The following is a 23,752-nucleotide window of genomic DNA, read 5'->3' as shown; positions in this document are numbered from 1 at the left end:
CGTCATGGCCTTCACCACCACCGTCCCGCCGCGGCCGATCTTCGCGGCGGGCTCCGTGCTCGACCGGTCCGAGCCGTTCGTCGCCGGCCGGATCATCCTCGACGACGACATCGCACCCCGCGCCTCCTGGTCGGCGATCGTGCGCGCCGGCGACGTGTTCACGCTCGTCGACGTCGGCGGCAACCAATCGGGCGACTGCCTGATCTTCGCCGCGGAGGACACCTCGGAGCGCTACAGCGCACCCGACACCCTCGCCTGGCAGGGCAACGCGTACGTGTCGACCGGCACCGTGCTGCGCTCGAACCTCGGGGAGCCGCTGATGACGGTCGTCGGCAACGAGATCGACCGCCAGGACACCATCGGCGGCGCGTGCAGCAAGGAGTCGAACACGCTCCGCTACGGGCATCACACCGCGTACCAGCACGCCTGCCGCGAGAACTTCCTCCACGAGGGCGAGCGATGGGGGCTCACCGCCCGCGACCTCGTCTCGAACCTCAACTGGTTCATGAACGTGCCGGTCGAGGCCGACGGCGCGCTCGGCATCGTCGACGGGATGAGCGCGCCCGGGCGCCGGGTCGCGTGCCGGGCGGAGCGCGACGTGATCGTCGTGATCTCCAACTGCCCCCAGATGAACAACCCCTGCAACGACTTCAACGTGACGCCGCTCCGCGCGATCGTCACCCGTCCGGAACGAGCCGCACGATGACCTTCGACACCGTCCTCGTCGCCAACCGCGGCGAGATCGCCCGCCGCATCATCCGCTCGGCGAAGGAGCTGGGACTGCGCACGGTCGCGGTCTACTCCGACGCCGACCGTGCGGCGCCCCATGTCCGCGAGGCGGACGTCGCCGTGCGGCTCGGGCCGGCCCCGGCCGCCGAGTCATACCTCCGCATCGAGGCCATCGTCGAAGCGGCCATCGCGACCGGCGCAGGAGCGATCCACCCGGGCTACGGCTTCCTCTCCGAGAACGTGGAGGCGGCCCGAGCGGTCGAGGCCGCGGGGCTCACCTGGATCGGCCCGACGCCCGAGCAGATCGAGACGTTCGGCCTCAAGCACACAGCTCGGGAGCGGGCGGAGGCGGCCGAGGTGCCCCTGCTGCCCGGCACGGGCCTGCTCGGCTCCGCGGAGGAGGCCATCGCCGAGGCGCAGCGCATCGGCCTGCCCGTCATGCTCAAGGCGACGAGCGGCGGCGGCGGCATCGGCATGCGCGTCTGCCGCACCGTCGACGACGTGCGCGAGGGCTATGTCGCCGTCGCGTCCATGGCGGCGCGCAGCTTCGGCTCGGGCGGCGTCTTCCTCGAGCGGCTCGTGACCCGGGCCCGGCATGTCGAGGTGCAGGTCTTCGGCGACGGCGAGGGCCGGGTCGCGGTGTTCGGCGACCGCGACTGCTCGCTCCAGCGCCGCAACCAGAAGGTCATCGAGGAGGCGCCCGCCCCTGGGCTCAGCGATGCCGTGCGCCGAGAGCTGCACGACTCCGCCCGGCGGCTCGCCGCGACCGTCGGCTACCGTTCGGCGGGCACGGTGGAGTTCATCTATGACGCCGAGCGCGGCGAGGTCTCGTTCCTCGAGATGAACACGCGCCTGCAGGTCGAGCACCCCGTGACCGAGGCGGTCTTCGGCATCGACCTCGTCGCCCTCATGCTGCGCCTCGCGCGCGACGGGGCGGCCTCGCTGGAGGACGGCCTCTTCGAGGAGCAGGTGCCGGTGGGCCACGCGCTCGAGGCGCGCGTCTACGCGGAGGATCCCGCGCGCGGCTTCGCACCCTCGCCGGGACTCGTGACCCGGGCCGAGTTCCCCGAGGGCGAGGGGATCCGCGTCGACTCGTGGATCGAGACGGGCCTTCGCGTCACGCCCGACTACGACCCGATGCTCGCGAAGGTGATCGCGCACGCCGACGACCGCGACGCCGCGCTCGACCGGCTCGGCGAGGCGCTCGCGGCGACCCGCGTCGACGGCATCGTGACCGGGCTCGGCATGCTCCGCGCGCTCTGCGACGACCCGACGGTGCGCGCGGTCCGCCATGACACCGGCACCCTGGGCGACCCCCAGGACCCGGATGCCCGCATCGACGTGCTGGCACCGGGGCTCATGACCACGGTCCAGGACCTGCCCGGCCGCATCGGCCACTGGAAGGTCGGCGTGCCGCCGTCGGGCCCGATGGACGCCGTCTCGTTCCGGGAGGCGAACCTCGCCGTCGGCAACCCGGCGGAGGCGCCGGCGCTCGAGATCACGATGTCCGGCCCTCGCCTGCGCTTCTCGGATGCGACGCTCGTCTCCGTCACCGGCGCGGAGGCCGCCGTCACCCTCGACGGATCGCCCGTCGACCAGTGGGCCCCGATCGCCGTCCCGGCCGGGGGCGTGCTCGCGATCGGCGCGACCACCGTCGGCATGCGCGCCTACCTCGCGGTGCGGGGCGGACTCGACGTCCCCGAGTACCTCGGCAGCGCATCGACCTTCACGCTCGGCGGGTTCGGCGGGCACGGCGGGCGCGCCCTCGTCGCGGGGGACGTCCTCCGTCCCGGCGCCGCGTCGCGGACGGCAGTGCCCGGCGAGGCGGCGGTCGGCGGCTGGGCGGCGGTCGGCGGCGGGGCGGCGGTCGGCGGCGAGACGCCCGAGGCCCGCCGCCCGCGGCTGACGCACGAGTGGGTCATCGGCGTGACCGAGGGCCCGCACGCCGCTCCCGAGTACTTCACGCGCGCCGACATCGACGAGCTGTACCTCGCCGTCTACGAGGTCGACGTGCAGTCGGCCCGCACCGGCGTGCGCCTGCGCGGCCCGAAGCCGGCCTGGGCCCGGGAGGACGGCGGCGAGGCCGGCCTGCACCCCTCCAACATCCACGACACCGCCTATGCGATCGGCGCGCTCGACTTCACGGGCGACACCCCGATCATCCTCGGTCCCGACGGGCCGAGCCTCGGCGGGTTCGTCTGCCCCGCGGTCGTCGCGAGCGGCGAGTTCTGGAAGGTCGGGCAACTGCGCCCGGGCGACACCGTGCGGTTCGCGCCGGTGCGCGACGACGAGGCCCACCGGTTCCAGCCCGACCTCGAGCACGGCCGGGCCGCTGGTGACGGCGACGACGGCGTGCTCGCACGCCGAGAGCCCGTCGTCGTCGATGACGTCGTGCTGGCGCCGTCCGTCACGTACCGCCGCGACGGCGTCGCGAACATCCTCGTCGAGTACGGCGAGAACGTGCTCGACCTGGGCCTGCGCATGCGCGTCCACGCCCTCGAGGAGGCCGTCGTCGCCCGGGCCATCCCGGGGGTGCGCGACATCACCGCCGGCATCCGCTCGCTCCAGGTGCAGACCGACCCGCAGGTGCTGCGCGCGTCGACCCTGCTCGACGAGCTCCAGCGGATCGAGGCCGCGCTGCCCGCCACGAGCGAGCTCGTGGTGCCGTCGCGCATCGTGCACCTGCCCCTCTCGTGGGACGACCCCGCGACCAGGGTCGCGATCGAGCGGTACATGTCGAGCGTCCGCGACGACGCCCCGTGGACGCCGTGGAACATCGAGTTCATCCGCCGCGTGAACGGGCTCGACAGCGTCGAGGAGGTCCAGCGCATCGTCTTCGACGCGGACTACCTCGTGCTCGGCCTCGGCGACGTCTACCTCGGCGCCCCGGTCGCGACGCCCGTCGACCCGCGTCACCGGCTCGTGACCACGAAGTACAACCCCGCCCGCACGTGGACGGCCGAGAACTCGGTCGGCATCGGCGGCGCCTACATGTGCATCTACGGCATGGAGGGCCCCGGCGGATACCAGTTCGTCGGTCGCACGGTGCAGATCTGGAACACGTTCCGACGTGGCGGCCTGATCGAGGAGAACCCGTGGGCGCTGCGCCCGTTCGACCGCATCAGGTGGTATCCCGTGTCGGCCGAGGAGCTGCTCGAGCTGCGCGCGGAGGTCGACGCGGGCCGCGGGTCGTTCCGCACCGAGGAGGGCAGCTTCTCGCTCGCCGAGTACGAGGCGTTCCTGGCGCGGGAGCAGGAATCGATCGCCCGGTTCCAGTCGACGCAGCGTCGCGCGTTCGACGAGGAGAAGGAGCGCTGGCGGCAGGCCGGCGAGTTCGATCGCGTCTACGACGAGCCGGTCGCCGTCGCGGCCGAGACGCCCGTGCCCGAGGGCTGCATGCCGGTGACGGCGCCCTTCGCGGCGAGCGTCTGGCGGGTCGACGTGGAGGCGGGCGCCTCGGCGGAGGCCGACGACCGGCTGCTCGTGCTCGAGGCGATGAAGATGGAGAACGAGGTGCTCGCGCCGACCTCGGGGGTCGTCGTCGAGGTCTACGTGAAGCCGGGGGACCAGGTCGCCGCGGGCCAGGTGCTCGCCGCCGTGCGACCCGGCGCCCCGCCCTCGCCGGTATCGCCGCCCACCGAGTTCGCCGCCGCGGTCGGGGCGGGCTCGTGAGCGCCGCAGGGCGGGTGCGCGAGGCGTACCGTCGCATTGCCGCCGCGGACCGGCCCGAGGTCTGGATCACCCTCCGGCCCGAGGCGGATGTCGCGGAGGAGGCCGAGCTCGTCGACGCGCGTCGTGCCGCCGGCGAACCGCTGGCGCTCGCGGGCGTGCTCGTGGCGGTGAAGGACAACATCGACGTCGCGGGCCTGCCCACGACCGCCGGCAGCGCGGCGTACGCCTACGACCCCGAAGCGGATGCCACGGCCGTCGCCCGGCTGCGGGAGGCGGGCGCCGTCGTGGTCGGCAAGACCAACCTCGACCAGTTCGCGACCGGACTCGTCGGCACCCGCAGCCCGTTCGGCGCGGTGCGCAACGCGTGGCGCCCCGATCGCATCTCGGGGGGCTCGAGCTCGGGATCGGCAGTCGCGGTCGCCCTCGGCTTCGTGGACCTCGCGCTCGGCACCGACACCGCGGGATCCGGTCGCGTGCCCGCGGCCCTGAACGGCATCTACGGCGTGAAGCCGAGCGTCGGCCTGATCCCGGCGACCGGGGTCGTGCCCGCCTGCCGGTCGATCGACGTCGTGACCGTCTTCGGGCGGGACCTCCGCCTCGCGCGACGTGCCGCCGAGCTCATGGAGGGACCCGACGGGGTCGACCCGCTCGCCCGCCCGCGTCCCGTCCTGCCGGGGGTCGAGGCGTCGCCGCGCATCGCGATCCCGACGCCCGAGCACCTCGAGGGGCTCGCCGACGGCTGGGCCGAGGAGTTCGCCGGCGTCGTCGATCGACTCGCCCGCTCCGGCGTCGAGATCGTGGAGGTCGACATCGCCCCGCTGCTCGAGGCGGCCGCCCTGCTGTACGGCGGCTCCTTCGTCGCGGAGCGCACCGCCGCGGTCGGCGACTTCATCCGCGAGCATCCGGAGCTCGTGGGCTCCGACCTCGACCCGACGGTGGCGAAGATCGTCCTGGGCGGCGACGCGAGCAGTGCGGTCGACGTGTTCCGCGACCGCGAGCGGCTCGCCCGGCTCGGGCTCGAGGGCGCCGCGCGGCTCGCGGGTACCGCGGCCCTGCTCACCCCGACCACCACGTGGCATCCGACGCTCACCGAGGTCGCGGCGGACCCGGTGGGCGCCAACGCCCGGATGGGGCGGTTCACGAACTTCGCGAACCTGCTCGACTACGCCTCGCTCGCGGTGCCCGCGGGCGCCGTCGACGGCGTGCCGTACGGCGTGATGCTGACCGGCCCCGCCGGAAGCGACCGCCGGCTCGCCGAGCTCGCCCGCCTGATCGCGGATGCGCCGCTCGACCTGCTCGTCGTCGGGGCGCACCTGGAGGGCCAGCCGCTCAACCACCAGCTCGTCGCCGCGGGCGGAAGGCTGAAGGCCCGCGTGCACACGGCGCCCGAGTACCGCCTCCACGCGCTCGACACGGTGCCGCCGAAGCCGGGCCTCCGCCGGGTCGGTCAGGGCGGCGAGGCGATCGACGGAGAGGTCTGGACCCTCCCGGCCTCCGGGTTCGGGGCGTTCGTCGCGGGGCTTCCGCAGCCGATGACCATCGGACGGGTGCGGCTCGAGGACGGGTCGTCGGTCGCGGGCTTCCACGCCGAGCACGTCGCCGTCGACGGCGCTGCCGACATCACGCGGTTCGGCGGATGGTGTCGCTACCTGGAGCTGCAGGCACAATAGGGGCATGGCATCATCGACCGTCGGGCGGCCGCGGATCACCCCAGGCCGGCCCGAGGTCGACCCCCGCACCGAGATCCTCGACGCCGCCGCATCGCTGTTCGCCGAGCTCGGCTACGCCGGCACGAGCACACGACGCATCGCCGAGCGCGCGGGCATGCGGCAGGCGAGCATGTACTACCACTTCGCGGGCAAGGAGGACATCCTGCTCGCGCTCCTGGAGCCGTCGGTGGCCCCGACCCTCGAGCGTGCGGCCGACTGCCTCGACGCCGCCGACCCGGTCGCCGCGCTCTACGACCTCGCCCGTGCCGACGTCACCACGCTCCTCGACGAGCCGCACAACATCGGCACGATGTACCTCGCCCCCGAGGTCGCGGCGGAGGCGTTCGCGCCGTTCCGCCGTGCACGCGCCGAGCTCGCCGCCGTGTACGGCGCGCTCGCGCATCGCATCGACCCGGCCCAGGAACCGGCCTTCGCGGGAGCCTGCTGCATGCAGCTCGTCGAGCTCGTGATCCCGCTGCGGCGTGACGGCGAGGTGCCGGACTCCCTGCCCGAGCGCATCGGCGAGGCGTGCCTTCGGGTGGCGCGTGCGACCGAGGCGGATGTCGCGAGGGTGCTCGCCCGCGCGTGAGCACGACGGCGGGCCCGGACGCATGCTCGTCCGGGCCCGCCCCTGCGGCTGCGGCCTGCGGCTGCGGCCTGCGGCTGCGGCCTGCGGCCGCCCTGCGATTCCGGCTCAGGCCGGCACGGGGACCTCGTCCCGCCCGCGCGGCGCCTCGGCCTGCTCGGCGCGCAGCGATTCGATCGCCTCGAGCTCGTCGGCGAGCTCATCCTCGGTCCGCGGGCTCAGCCAGCTGAGGAGGAAGAACGCGGCGAGGCTGACGCCGAAGGCGATGAGCGTCACCCAGCCGTCGAGGTCGGCGGTCACGAGGTCGTTCGGGATGTAGAGGATGTCGTTCGGCACGCCGTAGATCGTCGGCTGCAGCACGAGCAGCGTCAGGCGAACGACGAGGCCGAGCGCCGCCGACACGAGGGTCGCGACCCGGCCCGGGCGCCGCCAGAAGACGCCCGCGATGAAGGGCGCGGCGAGGCAGGCCAGCATGAGGTCGAACGCGAGGGTCAGCAGCACGCCGGTCTGGCTGACGTTGATCGCGACGAACCCGCCGATGACGACGATGGGGATCATCGCGAGGCGGGTCCAGGTCAGCAGCGGGTCCCGTGCACCCTGGATGGTCGTGCGGCGCAGCTTGAAGATGTTGCGGACGATGACGGCCGAGGTCGCGAGGATCGCACCCGACGCGGTCGAGAAGGATGCCGCGACGATGCCCGAGAGCACGAGGATCGAGATCAGCGGGGGCGCCCAGCCGTCGAGGAGTTGGTACAGCACGGGGCCGTCGGCGGCGGTGAGCCCGAGCACCGCCGAGGCCGTGAGGGCGACGAGGGCGAAGATCGTGCCGATGCCGGCGGTGAGCGCGGCCGCCGTGAAGCACGACCGTCGCGCCACCTCGGGCGAACGCGCCCCGAAGATGCGCTGCATGAAGTCGATGGCCACGAGGTCGCCGATGCCGAGTGCGACGAGGGTCGCCCAGTTGATCGCGGCCCCCTGGGCCGGGTCGGTGAGCTGTCCGAGGTCGAACGGGCCTCGCCCCTCTGGGATGACGATGCCGAACGAGAGGGCGGTCCAGCCGAGCAGCGCCAGGGCGGCGACGATGGTGATCGTCGTCTGGATCGCGGCGGTGTAGGCGTCGGAGAAGAGTCCGCCGGCGATGGTGTACGCGACGACGAGCACGGCGACGAGCACGATGCCCCACGCATAGGGGATGTTCGCGAACCGCTCCATGAGGAAGCCGCAGGCGACGAGGTTGCCCGCGAGGAGGATGGTGAACGCGAACGACATGATGATGCTCGCCGTCACCTCGGTGCGCCGCCCGTACCGGACGCGGAAGTAGTCGCCGAGTGTGTAGAGCCGCATCGCGTTCAGCGGCCGGGCGAGGAACAGGCCGGCCAGCAGGAGGCAGATCGCGAGGCCGAGCGCGAGCGAGGCTCCCGACCAGAACCCGAAGTCGGCGGTGAGGTCGGTGTTGCCGACGGTGGCGTTCGCGTCGACGGCGGCCGCGGTCAGCGAGACCGCGACGAGTGGCACGCCGAGTCGTCGTCCGGCCACGAGGAAGTTCTCGCTGTCGCCGTCGACCTTCTTCGCGACGATGATGCCGACGCCGAGGACGGCGAGGACGGTGATGCCCACTCCGAGGATGATCATGGGGGCTCCAAAGGGGATGAAGGTTTCTATCGGGTGATAGAAACCGATCCTCTCGGGCCCGGGTACCCCTCCGGTTTTCGAGGATGTATCGGTCTTGTGAACTCACCGAGGGCCCGCGACCCCGCATGCGGCCTCCCGGCGATCGCTTCCGGCGCATTCCGATGGATTCCTGACATCATGTCCGGAGGCGCCGTCGCAGCGGCGCCGTCGAACGGAGGGACGCCCGGTGGCTGTCAGTGTGAAGGATGTCGCGCTCGCGGCATCCGTCTCGGTCGGTACCGTCTCGAACGTGCTGAACCGGCCCGAGATCGTCTCGCCGGCCACCGTCGAGCGGGTCCAGGCCGCAATCGAGCGGCTCGGCTTCGTGCGCAACGACGCCGCCCGCCAGCTCCGCGCCGGCCGCAGCCGCAGCATCGGCCTCGTCGTGCTCGACGTGCGCAACCCCTTCTTCACGGATGTCGCCCGCGGCGCGGAGGATCGCGCCGCCGAGGAGCACATGACCGTGCTGCTCGGCAACAGCGACGAGAACACGACGCGCGAGGGCGCCTACCTCGACCTCTTCGAGGAGCAGCGCGTGCACGGCGTGCTCATCTCGCCGCTGACCGACGACATGCCCCGCCTCGCGCGGCTCCGCGAGCGCGGCACGCCGGTCGTGCTCGTCGACCGGGAGTCGCCCGACCGCGCGTTCTCGTCGGTCGCCGTCGACGACGTGGTCGGGGGCGAGCTCGCGGTCTCGCACCTGCTCGAGTCCGGGCGTCGCCGCATCGCCTTCGTCGGCGGACCCGAGGGGCTGCAGCAGGTCGCCGACCGCCTGGAGGGCGCTCGTCGGGCGGTCGCCAAGGTGGCGGATGCCGCGCTCGAGGTGGTCTCCACCGAGTCGCTCACCGTGCTCGAGGGGCGGGCAGCCGGGGAGTCGTTGCGCGAACGCGAGGCATTCGATCGCCCGGATGCGATCTTCGCCGCCAACGACCTGCTCGCGATGGGCGTGCTGCAGGCCCTGACGATGCAGGGCGGCGTGCGGGTTCCCGACGAGATCGCCCTCATCGGCTACGACGACATCGACTTCGCGGCGGCGGCCGTGGTGCCGCTCAGCTCGATCCGCCAGCCGGCGACCCTCATCGGCTACACCGCGGTCGACCTGCTGCTGAAGGAGGCGGCGGCCGCGGCGTCGGGCGCCGACGACCACGTGCACGAGCACGTCGTCTTCCAGCCCGAACTCGTGGTGCGCGCCTCGACTCGCGCCTGAGCCCTCCCGCCGCGCGCTGACGCCCCCGCCGGTGCGCGATCGTGGGAGTCACCGATCCGTCGATATCCGCCCTTCGCGGTCGGCGGTGGGGCGAGGATCGACGGATGGATGCGTCGTCGACGGGCGAGAGGTGCGCGGCGCGGCGACATCCGGAGACGGATGCCCGCCCGCCCGCCCCGCGGCATCCGCTCGGTGCCCGGGGAGCTTCGGCAGCCGGATCGGCGAGGTCATCGCGACCTCGTCGGAGAAGTCCGCGGGATCGTTGCGGCCGGAGACCGTCGCGAGCGAGCCCGTCGCGGGTGCCGGAACCCCGCCGCCGTCGGCGATCGCCTCCGCGGATGCGGCCCAGGCGAGCCCGAACCGCCAGCGCCGCTGCGGCATGCGCGCGACGCGGAGCCCGCGGGCGACCATGAGCCAGCCGACGCCGACGCCGAGCGCGACGAATGCGGCGACGGCCGCGACGCCGAGCGCCCAGCGCGGGCCCGCGGCATCCGCGACCCAGCCGACGGTGGGGGCGCCGATGAGCGTGCCGCCCATGAGGATCGCCACGTAGAGCGCCATGACGCGCCCGCGCACCGCGGGATCCGTGGTGGTCTGCACGTACCCGTTGGCGGTCGTGAGCAGCGTCACGGTCGCGAAGCCGATGAGCACGGTCGAGGCGGCGAAGGTCTCGTAGGTGGGCATGAACGCGGCGATGAGCGAGGCGGCGCCGAGAGCGCCGGCGCTGGCGAAGACGACGCGGAGTCGCGCCCGCTCGCGCCGGGCGGCGAGCAGTGCGGCCGTGAGCGAGCCGATCGCGAGGATGGAGGAGAGGATGCCGTACTCGCCCGCGCCCTTGCCGAACATGACCGCCATGGTCGAGGAGAAGATCGGGAAGTTCATGCAGAAGGCGCCGACGAGGAACACGATGACCAGCACCACGACGAGGTCGGAGCGGCCGCCGACGTAGCGGAACCCCTGGACGAGCGGGTTGCCGTCGCGCACGGCGCGGGGATGCACGATGAGCTCGCGCCGGCGCATCACGAGCAGGGCGCCGATCATGGCGATGAAGGTCAGGGCGTTGATCATGAAGACCCAGCCCGACCCCACGAGCACGATGAGCCCGCCCGCGACCGCGGGGCCGATGAGGCGGGCCGCGTTGAAGGAGGCCGCGTTCAGCGCCACCGCGTTCGAGGCGTTCGGCCCGCTCACGAGGTCGGAGACGAAGGTCTGGCGGGCCGGTGCGTCGAACGCGCTCGTGATGCCGAGCGCGAGGGCGAAGCCGTAGACGTGCCAGAGCTGCGCGTGGCCGCCGAGCAGGAGCAGGCCGAGGCCGACGGCGAGCAGCATGAGCACCGACTGGGTGACGATGAGCACCTTGCGCCGGTCGAATCGGTCGATCACCGCGCCGGTGATCGGCACGAGCAGGAGCTGCGGGCCGAACTGCAGCGCCATGGTCGCACCGACGGCGGCGGCGTTGTTGTCGGTGAGCTCGGTGAGCACGACCCAGTCCTGGGTCGTGGCCTGCATCCATCCGCCCACGTTCGAGACGAGGGCGCCGATGAACCAGACGCGGTAGTTGAATCCCGAGAGGGACCGGAACATCGCACTCACGCGGTGGCGAGCCTCCCCATGATCTCGGCGGCGGCCACGAGGGTCGCGCGCTCGGCGGCGGTCAGGTCGGTCATGCGCTCGGTGAGCCAGGCGTTGCGCACGCCGACGGTGGCGCTCACGACGCCCTCGCCGGAGGCGGTGAGGGTGATGTTCGTCTTGCGGCGGTCGGCCTCGTCGGGGGTGCGGGTGATGTGGCCGTCGACCTCGAGGCAGTCGACCGTGCGGTTCATCGAGGGGGCGCTGATGCGCTCGGCCTCGGCGAGCTCGGAGAGGGTCATCGACCCGTGCTTGGCGAGGTGCATGAGCACGGTCATCTGGCCGTCGGTCACGCGGTCGTCGGACTTCTGCGCCCGGATGCGACGGGCCAGCCGCACGGTCGCCAACCGCACCTGGGAGGCCTGTTCGGAGATGGTGGTCACGAATGCTTAGCCTAGCTCATTAGTGATGCTAAGCATATTGCCGGAGGCATCCGCTCGGGCACGACGCACGATGGAAACAGCCCGGAAACCGCGGAGTGGAATTCTCTCGTCATGGCAACCCTCTTCGACGGATACGCCACGGGCGGCACGAACGCGGCGCGTCGGCGGCGCCGCGCGGGGCGCCCATGGGACGAGATGTTCCCCGACGGCACGGCCGAGGTCCGCGAGCCGTATCGCGAGCTCTACCCGGCCCTGTCGCGGATGTCGCAGGACGAGCTCCGCGGTCGAACGGAGGCGCTCGCGAGCTCCTACCTCGCGCAGGGCGTCACCTTCGACTTCGCCGGGGAGGAGCGGCCGTTCCCCCTCGACGCGGTTCCGCGGGTGATCGCGGCATCCGACTGGGGCCGTGCCGAGGCGGGCGTCGCCCAGCGGGTTCGGGCGCTCGAGCGGTTCCTCGCCGACGTCTACGGCCCGCAGCTCGCCGTCCGCGACGGCGTGATCCCGGCGGCGCTCATCAGCTCGTCGACGCACTACCACCGCCAGGCGGCCGGCATCGTGAGCGCGAACGGCGTGCGCATCCACGTCGCCGGCATCGACCTGATCCGCGACGAGCAGGGCGACTGGCGCGTGCTCGAGGACAACGTGCGCGTGCCGAGCGGCGTCAGCTACGTCATCTCGAACCGTCGGGTGATGGCGCAGACGCTGCCCGAGCTCTTCACCTCGATGCGCGTGCGACCCGTGGGCGAGTACCCGAACCGGCTCCTGCAGGCGCTCCGTGCGAGCGCACCGGAGGGCACCGAGGATCCGACGGTCGTGGTGCTGACGCCGGGCGTGCATAACTCCGCCTATTTCGAGCACACGCTGCTCGCCCGGCTCATGGGCGTCGAGCTCGTCGAGGGCCGCGACCTGTTCTGCTCCGGCGGGCGCGTGTGGATGCACACGACCGCCGGCCCGACCCGCGTCGACGTCATCTACCGCCGGGTCGACGACGAGTTCCTGGACCCGCAGCAGTTCCGGCCCGACTCGGTGCTCGGCGCCCCCGGCCTCATGCTCGCGGCGCGGCTCGGCCACGTCACCATCGCGAACGCGGTCGGCAACGGCGTGGCCGACGACAAGCTCGTCTACACGTACGTGCCCGAGCTCATCCGCTACTACCTCGGCGAGGAGCCGATCCTCCCGAACGTCGACACCTGGCGCCTCGAGGAGCCCGACGCGCTCGCCGAGGTGCTCGACCGGCTCGACGAGCTCGTCGTCAAACCCGTCGACGGTTCGGGCGGCAAGGGCCTCGTCATCGGTCCGGATGCCTCGAAGGCCGAGCTGGACGAACTGCGGATGCGGCTGCTCGCCGACCCCCGCGGCTGGATCGCGCAGCCCGTGGTGCAGCTCTCGACCATCCCGACCCTCGTGGAGGACGGCCTGCGGCCGCGTCACGCCGACCTGCGGCCGTTCGCGGTCAACGACGGCTCGGAGGTGTGGGTGCTCCCCGGCGGCCTCACCCGCGTCGCGCTGCCCGAGGGGCGGCTGGTCGTGAACTCCAGCCAGGGCGGCGGGTCGAAGGACACGTGGGTGCTCGAGTCCGCCACGGCGCTGACGGACACCGCCGGCCTGCGGTTGGCGGCCGCCGCCGCGGCGACGAGCCGCAACGTCGGGGCGCTCGTCGCCGACCAGGCCTCGCCGAACACGGCTCCGGCGACCGGGCTTCACGGCGGCGCCTCGGCCGGCGCTGCGGCATCCGGGTCCGCTCCCGCCGCGGCATCCGCATCGGCCGAACCGCTGCACCGCTCGTCCCCGGTCACCTCGTCGCCGCAGGACGAGGACGCCCCGATCCGCCAGCAGCAGCAGCAACAGCAACAGCAGGCCGTCGAGAGGAGTGCACCATGCTGAGCCGCATCGCCGAGTCGCTGTTCTGGATCGGCCGCTACATCGAGCGCAGCGACGGCACCGCGCGCATCCTCGACGTGCACCTGCAACTGCTCCTCGAGGACCCGTGGATCGACGAGGACACCGCGTGCCGCGCCCTGCTCTCCGTCATGGGCAGCGAGGCGCACCCCGAGGAACCGCTCGGACGGGCGGACGTCATCGCCCTGCTGGCCGTCGACCCGAAGCATCCGGCGTCCATCGCGCACTCCGTCGCCGCCGCTCGCGAGAACGCCCGCCGCGCCCGGGAGATCGTCTCGACCGAGCTCTGGGAGGCCCTGAACCACACGAACGCCCGGATGCCGCGACGCGTCGCCGGCGACAAGACCCACGAGTTCTTCCGGTGGGTCCGCGACCGGTCGGCGCTCGCGATCGGGGTCGTCGACTCCGCGACCAGCCGCGACGAGGCCTGGCACTTCTTCGCGCTGGGCCGGGCGATCGAGCGGGCGGACATGACCGCGCGCCTGCTCGCCACCCGGTCGCTCACCGAGGCGAGCGGACCCAGCTGGACGACCATCCTTCGCAGCTGCGGCGGCTACGAGCCCTACCTGCGGAGCTACCGCGGCGTGCCCTCGAGCGAGTCGGCGGCGGAGTTCCTCCTGCTCGACCGCCTGTTCCCGCGCTCGATCATCTCGAGCGTCATCCGGGCCGAGGAGTCCCTGCGGGAGATCGACCCGCGCGCGGGACGCGTGGGCGTCACCGACCAGGCGCGCCGGCTCCTCGGGCAGATCCGCTCCGAGCTCGAGTACCGCCCGATCTCCGAGATCCTCGTCGACCTGACGGGCAACATGGAGCACCTGCAGGCGGTGACCTCGTCGGCGAGCGAGGCGATCAGGGCGAGGTACTTCCCGACGAGCGTCGTGCCCGTCTGGATCGGAGAGGTCTCATGAGCCGCATCAGGATCGTGCACCGCACGGGCTTCACCTACGCCGAGCCGGCGACGGCGTCGTACAACGAGGCGCGCATGCTGCCGCACTCCGACGGGCACCAGTTCGTCATGCAGGCCGGCCTCGACATCCGGCCGGGCGCGAGCCAGCACTCCTACCTCGACTACTGGGGCACGCGGGTCTCGACGTTCGAGGTGCTCACCCCCCACCGCGAGCTCTCGGTCACGGCGACGAGCCTCGTCGAGGTGCACCCGCGGCCGCTGCCGCGGACCGAGCTCGCCTGGGACCAGCTGGCCACGACGGCGACCTCCACGGTCGGGCTCGTCGAGGCGAGCGGCCGGTCGCGAGCCACGGAGCCGCCCGAGGAGGTTCGCGCGCTCGCCGCGGAGATCAGGGCCGAGGGCGGCGGCGTCGGCGAGACGGCGCTCGAGATCTGCCGGGCGGTCGGCTCCTCGATGGAGTACATGCGCGGCGTCACGGGCGTGCACTCGACGGCCGCCGAGGCGTGGACCGAGCGCAAGGGCGTCTGCCAGGACATCGCGCACGTCGCACTGGGCGCGTTGCGCTCGGCGGGCATCCCGGCGCGGTACGTCTCGGGCTACCTGCACCCCGACCCCGAGGCATCCGTCGACGAGACCGTCGTGGGCGAGTCGCATGCCTGGGTCGAGTGGTTCGCGGGGGAGTGGCGCGGCTACGACCCGACGAACCTCGTCGAGATCGGCGACCGGCACGTGCTCGTCGGCCGCGGGCGCGACTACAGCGACGTGCCGCCACTGCGCGGCGTGTACGCCGGGCCCGGGGCATCCGAGCTGTTCGTCTCGGTGGAGATCACCCGCGTCGCCTGAGCGGCGGTCCTCCCCGGACGGAGGCCACGGCCGAGCGGATGTCGCCGCCGAGCCCGGCCGAGCGGATGCCGCGAGCAGGGCGATGCCCCGGGCCGCAGAAGCGACCCGGGGCATCCGTCCGGCCAGCCGGCCGTCCTCGGAACGATCAGCCGCAGTCGCGGGCGTCGTACGCCACGACCTGGGAGCTGACCCCGCCGTCGGACGTCCGCGTCGCCTCGATCGTGACCGAGCCGGCGGGCACCGACTTCTCGCGCGTCGTGAAGGAGTGCGTCGCGTTCTTGCCGGCGTCGACCGACGCGAAGGACTTCTCGCCGTACGGCGAGGTGAGCTTCACCGAGACCGGCGCGCCGTCCTCGTTCGTCGCCTTCACGGTCACGTAGGCCTTCGACCCGAGGCACTTGGTGCCGACGGTCGCCGTCACCTCCGGCCCGGTCGGCCCGGCGTCATCGCAGCTGAACTTCGCGTCGCCCCAGATGCCATGGGCGCCGTTGATGCTGCCCGGCGCCTCGACGATGAGGTCGACGTACTGCACGCCCTCGAGGTCGACGTCCACCGACTCCGGCGCGAAGCCGGGGGTGAAGGTGCGGGACTGGTAGCGGTTGGCGCCGTCGGCGTCGACCTTGAAGATGACGTTGCCGCTGAAGCCGGACTCGAGCCCCACCTGCGCCGTGAACGCCGAGCACTTCCCACCCACGTAGTAGGTGATCTTGGACTGCGCGTGCACGCCGAGCCCCTTCTCGTACACCGGGGACTCGCCGGTGTCCGGGTCGGTGTAGTTGACCTTCAGGGGCAGGTCCGGCGAGCTCGCCGAGTCCTTGTTCGCGACGTCCTTGCCGATGACGCCCCAGCCGTTGGTCGCGCTGATCCAGTCGAGGTCGGAGACCCAGGCCTCGCCGGTCGGCGTCTCGGGCATCGGCTGCTCGACGACCTGCCAGTCGAAGAACTTCACCCGACTCTCGTTCGGCAGCTGCACCGAGGCGAGCTCCTTGCCCGGGTTCAGGCGAAGCAGGTTCGAGTACACCTGGTACTTGCCGGTCGGGTACTCGTACACGTCGGGGTTGGTCGCGCTGTTGCGTCCCATCGACGTGATCGCCACGGTCGCCCCCTGCAGCCCCGAGGCCTGCAGCAGCCAGTTCGGGAAGTACACCCGTTCCTTCGCCACGGTGCCGTCGGTGTAGGTGAGCGTGAGCTCGGGCGAGACGCCCGCGCCCGTCGCGGCCGAGCCGAGGACGGCCAGGTGCGTGCCCTGCCCGTTCAGCCGGATCAGCTGGCCCGCGGGCGTGACCGAGTTCGGCTCGCCGACCGGCGTCGGCCACGTGTACTCGATGGCCGAGTCCCCGGTGCCCACGGTCACGGCGCCGCCGGGGGTGACGCCCGCCTGTTCGAGGGCCGCCTTCGAGAAGGAGGCGCCGCCGCCGTCGAAGTTGCCGGCGGTCGCGGTCTCGAGGTCGGTGATGGAGACCGCGTTGAACGCGCCCTGCAGCGAGCCGTAGGCGACGTACATCTGGTTCGCGCCCGTGACCTCGACCTGCTGCCCCGAGGCAGAGGTGTACGCGGCGGCCACCGCCACGGTCTGCAGGTCGGCCCCGGACTCGGCGGTCACCTCGAGCACGAACTCGGCCGTGATCGACCCGCCGGGCTCCACGCGCTCGGCGCGGTCGCCGGTCGCGGACACGATGGTCCAGCCCTCGGGCAGCGCCGGCGTGAGCACCACGCCGTCCTTCGCGGCCGAGCCGGTGTTCGTGAAGGTGGCCGTGGCCGTCGTCTGCTCGCCCTGGAAGACCTGGGCGTCGAGGGCGACGTCGACGGATGCCGCGGAGGCGTCCTGGTCCCGACCGCCGACGGCGCTCGTGCCGGTGAGCACGACCTGCGCCGAGGCATCCGATGCCAGCCGCCCGGTCGAGACCACCACGACGCCGCCGGTGCGGTCGCCGTCGTACGCCCAGCCCGTGCGGCCCTCGAGCGCGTCGATGTCGTCGACCTGCTCGAGCGCGTCGCCGTCCAGCTCGACCGTGGCCGGCTCGGAGCCCGTGTGCACCTCGAGGCGGTAGCCGCGTTCCGCGGCCTTGCCGTCGTACTCGCCCTCGCGCGACCCGAGGTCGATCGTGACGTCGCCCTCCTCGGCGGCGCCGGGAGCGCGCACCTCGAAGGCCTGGTGGCTGGACTCCCCGCCAGTGTGGGCCCTGGTCGTCTTGTCGTCCTCGTAGAGCGTGAACGCGCTGTCGCCCTGCGGGTACGTCGTCAGCGTGATGGGCGAGTCCTCGGGGACGAGCGAGGCGTTGCGGGCGGTGATGCCCTGCGGCACGACCGCTCCGGCGCGCACGAAGATCGGCAGCCGGTCGAGCGGAGCCGGGTGGCCGTTCACGACCTTTCCGCCCTGGTGGACCGTGCCCGTCCAGTAGTCGACCCACTGGTCGCCCGCCGGCAGGTAGATGCCGTTGCGCACGTCCGAGTCGGTGAAGACCGGCGCGACGAGGTAGTCCTCGCCGAGCAGGAACTCGGTGTTCGCCTCGGCGCTGTACGCGCCGGGGTCGCCCGGGTACTCGAGCGCGATGGACCGCATCATCGGCACGCCCGTGCGGTGCGACTCCTCGGCCAGCGTGTAGATGTACGGCATCAGGCGCTGGCGGAGCTGGAGGTAGTCGCGGTTGATCTCCGTGGCCTCCTCGCCGTACAGCCACGGCCGCTTGTCGGTCTGGGCCCAGCCGCTCATCGAGTAGAGCGCGGGAGCGAACGCCTTCCATTGCAGGTCGCGGACGTAGCTCTCGCTCGAGCCGCCGAAGATGCCGTCGACATCGCCGGTGGAGAAGGCGAGGCCGGAGTTGCCGGCGCCCGTGAGCGCGGAGACCTGCCAGCGCACCGCGTCGAGGTCGCCGCTGTGGTCGCCCGTCCACTGCATGCCGCAGCGCTGGGACCCGGCCCAGCCCTCGACCATGAGGGAGGTGCCGCGGGCGTCCGAGTACTGCTCGATGCCGCCGTGGGCCGCCTCGCAGCCGGTCAGGGCCTGGCGGTAGCCCTGGCCGACCCAGGCGACGTCGAGCTTGCGCAGACGGACGCCGGCCTCGCCGACCTCGTACTCCTGGTTCGTGAGCGAGCGCTGCGTCCAGAGGCCGACCTTCAGGCCCGTCTCGGCCTCGATGACGTCGACGGTCTCGGGCAGCGCCTCGTACTCGCAGCCGTAGCCGTCGTTCACGAGCATCCAGCCGCCGGGCATGTCGTTCTCGACGAAGTCCTTCGCGAAGTCGAGGGCCTGCGGCGTGTGGAGCTTGGACTCGACCCGGCTGCCCGAGTAGGTCGGGTTCGCGCGGTTGTAGCAGTCGGCGTCGCCGTACTCGAGCGCGTAGACGGGCGGCATCATCGGCCGGCCCGTGAGCCTGGTGTACGACTCGAGGGACTGCTTGTAGTCGCCGGCGAAGTAGTACGCGTCGAAGCGCCGCTCCTCGTGGGTCGTGGTCCCGGCCGCGAAGTCGTAGCTCCCGCGGGCGAAGGTGTTGCGGAGAACGCCGTAGCCGGTGGAGGACATGTAGTACGGCACCGCGTTGGGGTAGCCGTCGTCGTCCCAGTCGAAGTTGCGGGCGATGTTGATCGTCGCTCCGGTGTGCACCGAGCGGCCGTTCTGCATGCCGCCGCCGATGAACTGCTCGCCGTCGACCGGGGCGAGGTGCTGGGTGGCGGAGGAGCCGCCGAAGGTGATGGGGGCCGACTCGGCCCAGAGCACGGTGCCGTCGGCGCGCGTCGCGCTCGAGCGCGTCGTCGCCCGGTCGATGGAGATCGTCACGTCACCCGTGGCGATGGTGATCGGGTCGGCGTCGGCGACGGCGATCTCGGCGCCGTCGAAGTCCGCTGTGCCGACGACGATGTCCGCCGTGCGGGCGGGGTCGCCCTGCGGCGTGTTGGCCGGGTCGGTGAACTCGCCGCTCGGGTCGGCTTCGAAGCGGAACGTGCCCGCGTCGAGGAAGGTGACGCGCATCGCGCCCGACTCGGCGGTCAGCGTGACGCTCGCGCCGTCCTGCTCGACGCCGGTGATGGCGCCGATGCCGCTGCCTGCGGCGTCGACCGGGACCTCCGGGGTCACGGGCTTGGGCTGGATGGGCGTCGTCGCGGCCGCGAGGGCCGTCTCGGCCGGGGCGGCCGTCGCGGCATCCGGCGCCAGGGTCGGAGCGAGGCCGACGCTCACGGCCGCGACGGCGGCGGCCAGACCGACGGCGAGTGCATTCGCCGTGCGGCGTCTGCGGTGTTCCCGGGCGTGGATCATCGGTGACTCACTTTCACATCGCTGATTGATAATGATTGAAGACTCACGAAACGTTCATATAGAATCAGCTTGCTTTCATCGCGGTCAAGTGTTTCCGCGGGATCGGGTGACGAATCCGCGCGGGGCGGTCGCGGTGTTCGGCGCGCGGCCGAACACGCGCGAGACCGACCGGGCCGATGGGGTGTGCACGGCTCGGGGCGGCTGCCACAATGGCCGCATGCCGACGTTCACCGATGCGCACGGGGTCCACATCCACTACCGGACGTGGCGGGTCCCCGAGCCGACGGCGGTGGTGCAGCTCGTGCACGGCGTGGGGGAGCACGTCGGGCGCTACGGCGAGCTCGTCGAGGCGCTGAACGCGGCGGGCTACTCGGTGTGGGCCGATGACCATCGCGGCCACGGGCAGACCGGGTTCGAGCAGCACGGCGGCGACCTCGATCGCATGGGTCGGCTGGGCCCCGGCGGCCTCCGCGCCACGATCGAGGACGTGCACCGGTTCACCGGCGTCATCCGCGAGACCGAGGGTGACGAGCTGCCGCTCGTGCTGCTGGGGCACTCATGGGGCTCGCTCATGGCGCAGATCATCCTCAACCGGCATCCAGACGAGTACGACGCGGTGGTGCTCACGGGCACCGCCTATCGCACCCTGTTCGACATGAACGGCGGCGACCTGAACGCCAGGCACAAGCACCTCGGGCCCACGCCCGTCGAATGGCTCAGCCGGCACCCCGAGGTCGCCCCGGCCTTCATGGCCGACCCGTACACGACCGAGGTGCCACTGCGGAAGCTCTTCGGCACCGTCGACGCCGCGCGCCTGCTCGGGCTGCCGGCCAGGCGCCTGCCCGCCGAGCTGCCGCTGCTCATCATGGTCGGCTCCGACGACACCCTCGGCGGCGAGCGGAGCGCCGTGAAGCTCGCGAAGGCCTACGCCCGGCGTTCGGGGCTCGTCGACGTGAGCCTCATCGTGTACGACGATGCGAGGCACGAGGTGTTCAACGAGACCAACCGCGAAGACGTGCGCGGCGACCTCGTCGCCTGGCTGGACGAGCGGTTCGCGGTCGACTGATCGCTACATCTTCGCGTGCCAGGGCGGCACGTCGTAACCGAGCAGCCGGATGCGCGGATGGTGGGCCGCGCCCGACTCCGTCGCCCACGGGTAGACGATCGTCGTCACGTGGCAGTTGCCGAGCACCGGCAGCAGGTCGCGGTAGCCGTCGGGATCCATGCCCGCGAGCTCGCAGAACAGCAGTCGGATGAGCGTCGCGTGCGCCACGATCAGCACCCGCCCGTCGGGGAACTCCTCGACGAGCTCGTCGAACACCGGGATGGCGCGGGCGATGCCGGCCCGGCCGGTCTCGCCGCCGGGGAACGGATTGGACGCCGGCGCCCTGGTGAACGCCGTCCACTCCTCGGGGAACCGCTCGGTGAGCTCGTCGGGCGTCAGGCCCTCCGCCTCGCCGAAGTCGATCTCCACGAGCCGCGGCTCGGAGCGCACGGCCAGCCCGGTGGTCTCGGCCGCGGGGGCGGCGGAGCGCTGCGCCCGGCTCAACGGGGAGGCCACGATCGCGTCGAGCTGCGAGTCGACGGCCCACGCGCCGAGCGCCGCCGCCTGTCCGAGGCCGTGCCGCGTGAGTGCGACGTCCGAGTTCCCCGCGTAGCGGTGCTCCGCGTGCCACACCGTCTCGCCGTGCCGGGCCAGGAAGAACGTCGTCATCCCGCCAGCGTACGCATTCGCGGGCCCATCGGCCCGAGACATCCGTAGGCTGTCCCTCATGCACGGTGAGTACAAGGTCCCAGGCGGAAAGCTCGTGGTCGTCGACTTCGACGTCGTCGACGGCGTCATCCGCTCGCCCCGCGTCGCGGGCGACTTCTTCCTCGAACCCGACGAGGCTCTCGGCGACATCGACGGCGCCCTCGACGGCCTCGCCGCGGCATCCGATGCCAAGACCATCGCCGGGGCGATCTCGGCCGCGCTCCGTCCCGACGCGGTGCTGCTCGGCTTCTCGCCGGAGGCGATCGCGGTCGCGGTGCGACGTGCGCTGACGGATGCCACGAGCTGGGCGAACTACGAGTGGGAGGTCGTGCACGACCCCGCCGTGTCGCCGCGACTGCACCTCGCCCTCGACGAGGTGCTCGCGACCCGCGTCGGCGACGGTCGTCGCAAGCCGACCCTCCGGTTCTGGGAGTGGGACGAGTCGGCCGTCGTCATCGGCAGCTTCCAGTCCGTGAGGAACGAGGTCGACCCCGAGGGTGCCGAGCGCAACGGCTTCGACGTCGTGCGCCGCATCTCGGGCGGCGGGGCGATGATGATGGAGAAGGGCAACGTCGTCACGTACTCGCTCTACGTGCCCGCCGAGCTCGTGCAGGGCATGAGCTTCGCCGACTCCTACGCGTTCCTCGACGACTGGGTGCTGCAGGGGCTCCGCGCGATCGGCATCGAGGCCACCTACCAGCCCCTGAACGACATCGCGAGCCCGCTCGGCAAGATCGGCGGCGCCGCGCAGAAGCGGCTCGGCTCGGGTGCCGTGCTGCACCACGTCACCATGGCGTACGACCTCGACAACGAGAAGATGCTCGAGGTGCTGCGCATCGGGCGCGAGAAGATCAGCGACAAGGGCATCGCGTCGGCCGCCAAGCGCGTGGACCCCCTGCGATCGCAGACCGGGCTCAGCCGGGCCGCGATCATCGAGGCGCTCATCCAGACCTTCGTCTCGCTGTACGGCGCGACGCCCGGAACCGTGTCGCCCGACGAGCTCGCCGAGGCCGAGGCGCTCGTCGAGTCGAAGTTCGCGACCGAGGAGTGGCTGCAGCGCGTGCCGTAGTCCGCGCGCCAGGGGCGCCCGGGCCGCGTGTGAGGATGGCTCACCAGGCCGGGTAGAATCGCCGGATGGACTGGTGGATGTGGCTCGGCATCGGCGTGCTCGCCGTGGCCGTGCTGACCCTCGCGATCAAGCGGGGGTGGGTCGACCTCTCCGACAAGACGAAGCGCGGCGGATCGGGCTCCGGCGGCGTCATGATGATCGGCGACGAGGTCTTCGCGCCGCGAAAGTACGAGGCGCAGGTCGAGCAGGACCGCCAGGCGCGCCTGCCCGTGCCCGCCCCCGTCCCCGGCGACGGCGACAAGGGCATCGCGTACGCCGCGGCCGACGCCGACGATGACGACCCCGACCGGTTCAAGGGCCGCATCCGCCTCGACGTCGAGCGCTGACCCGAGCCCGCGCCCTGCCAGACTGGAGCGCGTGACCCCCGACGAGCCCGACCGCATCATCCACGCGGACAACCTCGCGGTGCTGCCCACCCTCCCCGACGGAGCGTTCACGCTCGTCTACCTCGACCCGCCGTTCAACACGGGCCGCGCGCAGAAGCGGCAGTCGACCAGGCACGTCCGCGTCGAGGCGACGGATGACGGCGAGCTCGTGCCCGGGTTCGGAGGTGGCGCCGGGACCATCACCGGGTTCGCGGGCCGGCGCTACGAGCGGATCCGCGGCGACCTGCTCCGCTACGACGACCGCTTCGACGACTACTGGGGCTTCCTCGAGCCGCGCCTCGTCGAGGCCTGGCGGCTGCTCGCCGACGACGGCACGCTCTACCTGCACCTCGACTACCGCGAGGCTCACTACGCGAAGGTGCTGCTCGACGCGCTGTTCGGCCGGGAGTGCTTCCTGAACGAGCTCATCTGGGCCTACGACTACGGGGCCAAGGCGAAGCGGAAGTGGCCGACCAAGCACGACACGATCCTCGTCTACGTGAAGAACCCCTCGACGTACTGGTTCGACTCGACGGCCGTCGACCGCGAGCCCTACATGGCGCCCGGCCTGGTCACGCCCGAGAAGGCCGAGCTCGGCAAGCTCCCGACGGATGTCTGGTGGCACACGATCGTCTCCCCGACGGGGCGCGAGAAGACGGGGTATCCGACGCAGAAGCCCGAGGGCATCCTCCGCCGCATCGTGCAGGCGTCGACGCGGGAGGGCGACTGGGTGCTCGACTTCTTCGCGGGCTCCGGCACGACGGGCGCCGTCGCGGCGACGCTCGGGCGGCGCTTCGTGCTCGTCGACGAGAACCCCGAGGCGATCGGCGTGATGCGGGCCAGGTTCGCGAACATCGAGGGGGTGGCGTTCCAGGAGGGCGCGGACGGCGCGGCCGAAGCCATCGCCACCGAAGCCGTCACCACCGGAGCCGTCGAGCCGGCCGAGGCCGTCGAGCGAGTCGAGGCCGTCGAGTAGCCGGGGCGCCGAGGGCCTCCACGGGCGTCGCGCCGCGGC

17 protein-coding genes are annotated in these 23,752 nt (G+C 72.3%); 12 read left to right on the top strand and 5 right to left on the bottom strand.

Annotation, left to right across the window (positions count from 1 at the left end):
- The first annotated feature begins 4 nt into the window (after positions 1 to 4).
- The 4 genes from GQQ95_RS06545 to GQQ95_RS06530 are packed head-to-tail and all read left to right on the top strand — an operon-like array spanning position 5 to position 6,699.
- Complete coding sequence (locus GQQ95_RS06545; protein WP_157426850.1) at positions 5 to 706, top strand: urea amidolyase associated protein UAAP2; 702 nt, start codon at positions 5 to 7, stop codon at positions 704 to 706.
- Positions 703 to 4,401: an urea carboxylase gene (gene uca / locus GQQ95_RS06540; protein ID WP_157426849.1), complete on the top strand. Its 3,699-nt coding sequence runs from the start codon at positions 703 to 705 to the stop codon at positions 4,399 to 4,401. Before GQQ95_RS06545 ends, uca begins: the two co-directional genes overlap by 4 nt.
- Positions 4,398 to 6,071 (top strand): allophanate hydrolase, encoded by a 1,674-nt coding sequence (locus GQQ95_RS06535; RefSeq protein WP_246205215.1) that lies wholly within the window; start codon positions 4,398 to 4,400, stop codon positions 6,069 to 6,071. The genes uca and GQQ95_RS06535 overlap by 4 nt, the downstream gene beginning before the upstream one ends.
- Positions 6,072 to 6,075: 4 nt before the next feature.
- Positions 6,076 to 6,699 (top strand): TetR/AcrR family transcriptional regulator, encoded by a 624-nt coding sequence (locus GQQ95_RS06530; protein ID WP_157426848.1) that lies wholly within the window; start codon positions 6,076 to 6,078, stop codon positions 6,697 to 6,699.
- A gap of 105 nt (positions 6,700 to 6,804) precedes the next feature.
- Here the strand turns inward: GQQ95_RS06530 and GQQ95_RS06525 are convergent, their stop codons facing one another.
- The gene (locus tag GQQ95_RS06525; RefSeq protein WP_157426847.1) at positions 6,805 to 8,328 is read right to left on the bottom strand and encodes a high affinity choline transporter 1; all 1,524 of its coding nucleotides are present in this window, start codon (positions 8,326 to 8,328) and stop codon (positions 6,805 to 6,807) included.
- Between the two features lie 226 nt (positions 8,329 to 8,554).
- On the opposite strand from GQQ95_RS06525, the gene GQQ95_RS06520 reads away from it, so the two are divergent.
- Complete coding sequence (locus GQQ95_RS06520) at positions 8,555 to 9,574, top strand: LacI family DNA-binding transcriptional regulator (RefSeq protein WP_157426846.1); 1,020 nt, start codon at positions 8,555 to 8,557, stop codon at positions 9,572 to 9,574.
- Between the two features lie 48 nt (positions 9,575 to 9,622).
- Here GQQ95_RS06520 and GQQ95_RS06515 read toward each other — a convergent pair whose 3' ends face one another.
- Complete coding sequence (locus GQQ95_RS06515; protein WP_157426983.1) at positions 9,623 to 11,158, bottom strand: MFS transporter; 1,536 nt, start codon at positions 11,156 to 11,158, stop codon at positions 9,623 to 9,625.
- 5 nt (positions 11,159 to 11,163) lie between these two features.
- Positions 11,164 to 11,586, bottom strand: coding sequence for a MarR family winged helix-turn-helix transcriptional regulator (locus tag GQQ95_RS06510; RefSeq protein WP_157426845.1), 423 nt, complete (start codon positions 11,584 to 11,586; stop codon positions 11,164 to 11,166).
- 111 nt (positions 11,587 to 11,697) lie between these two features.
- On the opposite strand from GQQ95_RS06510, the gene GQQ95_RS06505 reads away from it, so the two are divergent.
- From GQQ95_RS06505 to GQQ95_RS06495, 3 genes are read left to right on the top strand one after another with little or no spacing between them, the layout of a single operon-like run.
- Entirely contained in the window at positions 11,698 to 13,470 is a 1,773-nt protein-coding gene (locus GQQ95_RS06505) for a circularly permuted type 2 ATP-grasp protein (RefSeq protein WP_157426844.1), read from the top strand.
- On the top strand, positions 13,464 to 14,393 hold the full coding sequence (locus GQQ95_RS06500; protein WP_157426843.1) for an alpha-E domain-containing protein: 930 nt from the start codon (positions 13,464 to 13,466) through the stop codon (positions 14,391 to 14,393). The genes GQQ95_RS06505 and GQQ95_RS06500 overlap by 7 nt, the downstream gene beginning before the upstream one ends.
- Complete coding sequence (locus tag GQQ95_RS06495; protein ID WP_157426842.1) at positions 14,390 to 15,235, top strand: transglutaminase family protein; 846 nt, start codon at positions 14,390 to 14,392, stop codon at positions 15,233 to 15,235. The genes GQQ95_RS06500 and GQQ95_RS06495 overlap by 4 nt, the downstream gene beginning before the upstream one ends.
- Before the next feature lie 145 nt (positions 15,236 to 15,380).
- On the opposite strand, the gene GQQ95_RS06490 is transcribed toward GQQ95_RS06495, so the two are convergent.
- On the bottom strand, positions 15,381 to 19,490 hold the full coding sequence (locus GQQ95_RS06490; RefSeq protein ID WP_157426841.1) for an NPCBM/NEW2 domain-containing protein: 4,110 nt from the start codon (positions 19,488 to 19,490) through the stop codon (positions 15,381 to 15,383).
- Between the two features lie 217 nt (positions 19,491 to 19,707).
- Between GQQ95_RS06490 and GQQ95_RS06485 the strand changes: the two genes are divergently transcribed.
- Positions 19,708 to 20,556, top strand: a complete 849-nt coding sequence (locus GQQ95_RS06485; protein WP_157426840.1) for an alpha/beta hydrolase — start codon at positions 19,708 to 19,710, stop codon at positions 20,554 to 20,556.
- Positions 20,557 to 20,559: 3 nt separating this feature from the next.
- Here GQQ95_RS06485 and GQQ95_RS06480 read toward each other — a convergent pair whose 3' ends face one another.
- Positions 20,560 to 21,204, bottom strand: a complete 645-nt coding sequence (locus GQQ95_RS06480) for a histidine phosphatase family protein (RefSeq protein WP_157426839.1) — start codon at positions 21,202 to 21,204, stop codon at positions 20,560 to 20,562.
- 58 nt (positions 21,205 to 21,262) lie between these two features.
- Here GQQ95_RS06480 and lplAB point away from each other — a divergent pair, with 58 nt between their 5' ends.
- The 3 genes from lplAB to GQQ95_RS06465 all read left to right on the top strand — a co-directional run bounded on the left by lplAB (position 21,263) and on the right by GQQ95_RS06465 (position 23,713).
- Positions 21,263 to 22,312, top strand: coding sequence for a lipoate-protein ligase LplAB (gene lplAB, locus GQQ95_RS06475; protein WP_157426838.1), 1,050 nt, complete (start codon positions 21,263 to 21,265; stop codon positions 22,310 to 22,312).
- Positions 22,313 to 22,377: 65 nt separating this feature from the next.
- Positions 22,378 to 22,698, top strand: coding sequence for a hypothetical protein (locus GQQ95_RS06470; protein WP_157426837.1), 321 nt, complete (start codon positions 22,378 to 22,380; stop codon positions 22,696 to 22,698).
- Positions 22,646 to 23,713: a DNA-methyltransferase gene (locus GQQ95_RS06465; protein ID WP_157426836.1), complete on the top strand. Its 1,068-nt coding sequence runs from the start codon at positions 22,646 to 22,648 to the stop codon at positions 23,711 to 23,713. Before GQQ95_RS06470 ends, GQQ95_RS06465 begins: the two co-directional genes overlap by 53 nt.
- The last annotated feature ends 39 nt before the right edge of the window (positions 23,714 to 23,752 follow it).

Origin of the sequence: Agromyces salentinus, assembly GCF_009749395.1 — a bacterium.
In the GTDB taxonomy this organism is placed as follows: domain Bacteria; phylum Actinomycetota; class Actinomycetes; order Actinomycetales; family Microbacteriaceae; genus Agromyces; species Agromyces salentinus.
This window is presented reverse-complemented; position numbering and strand designations above follow the sequence as displayed.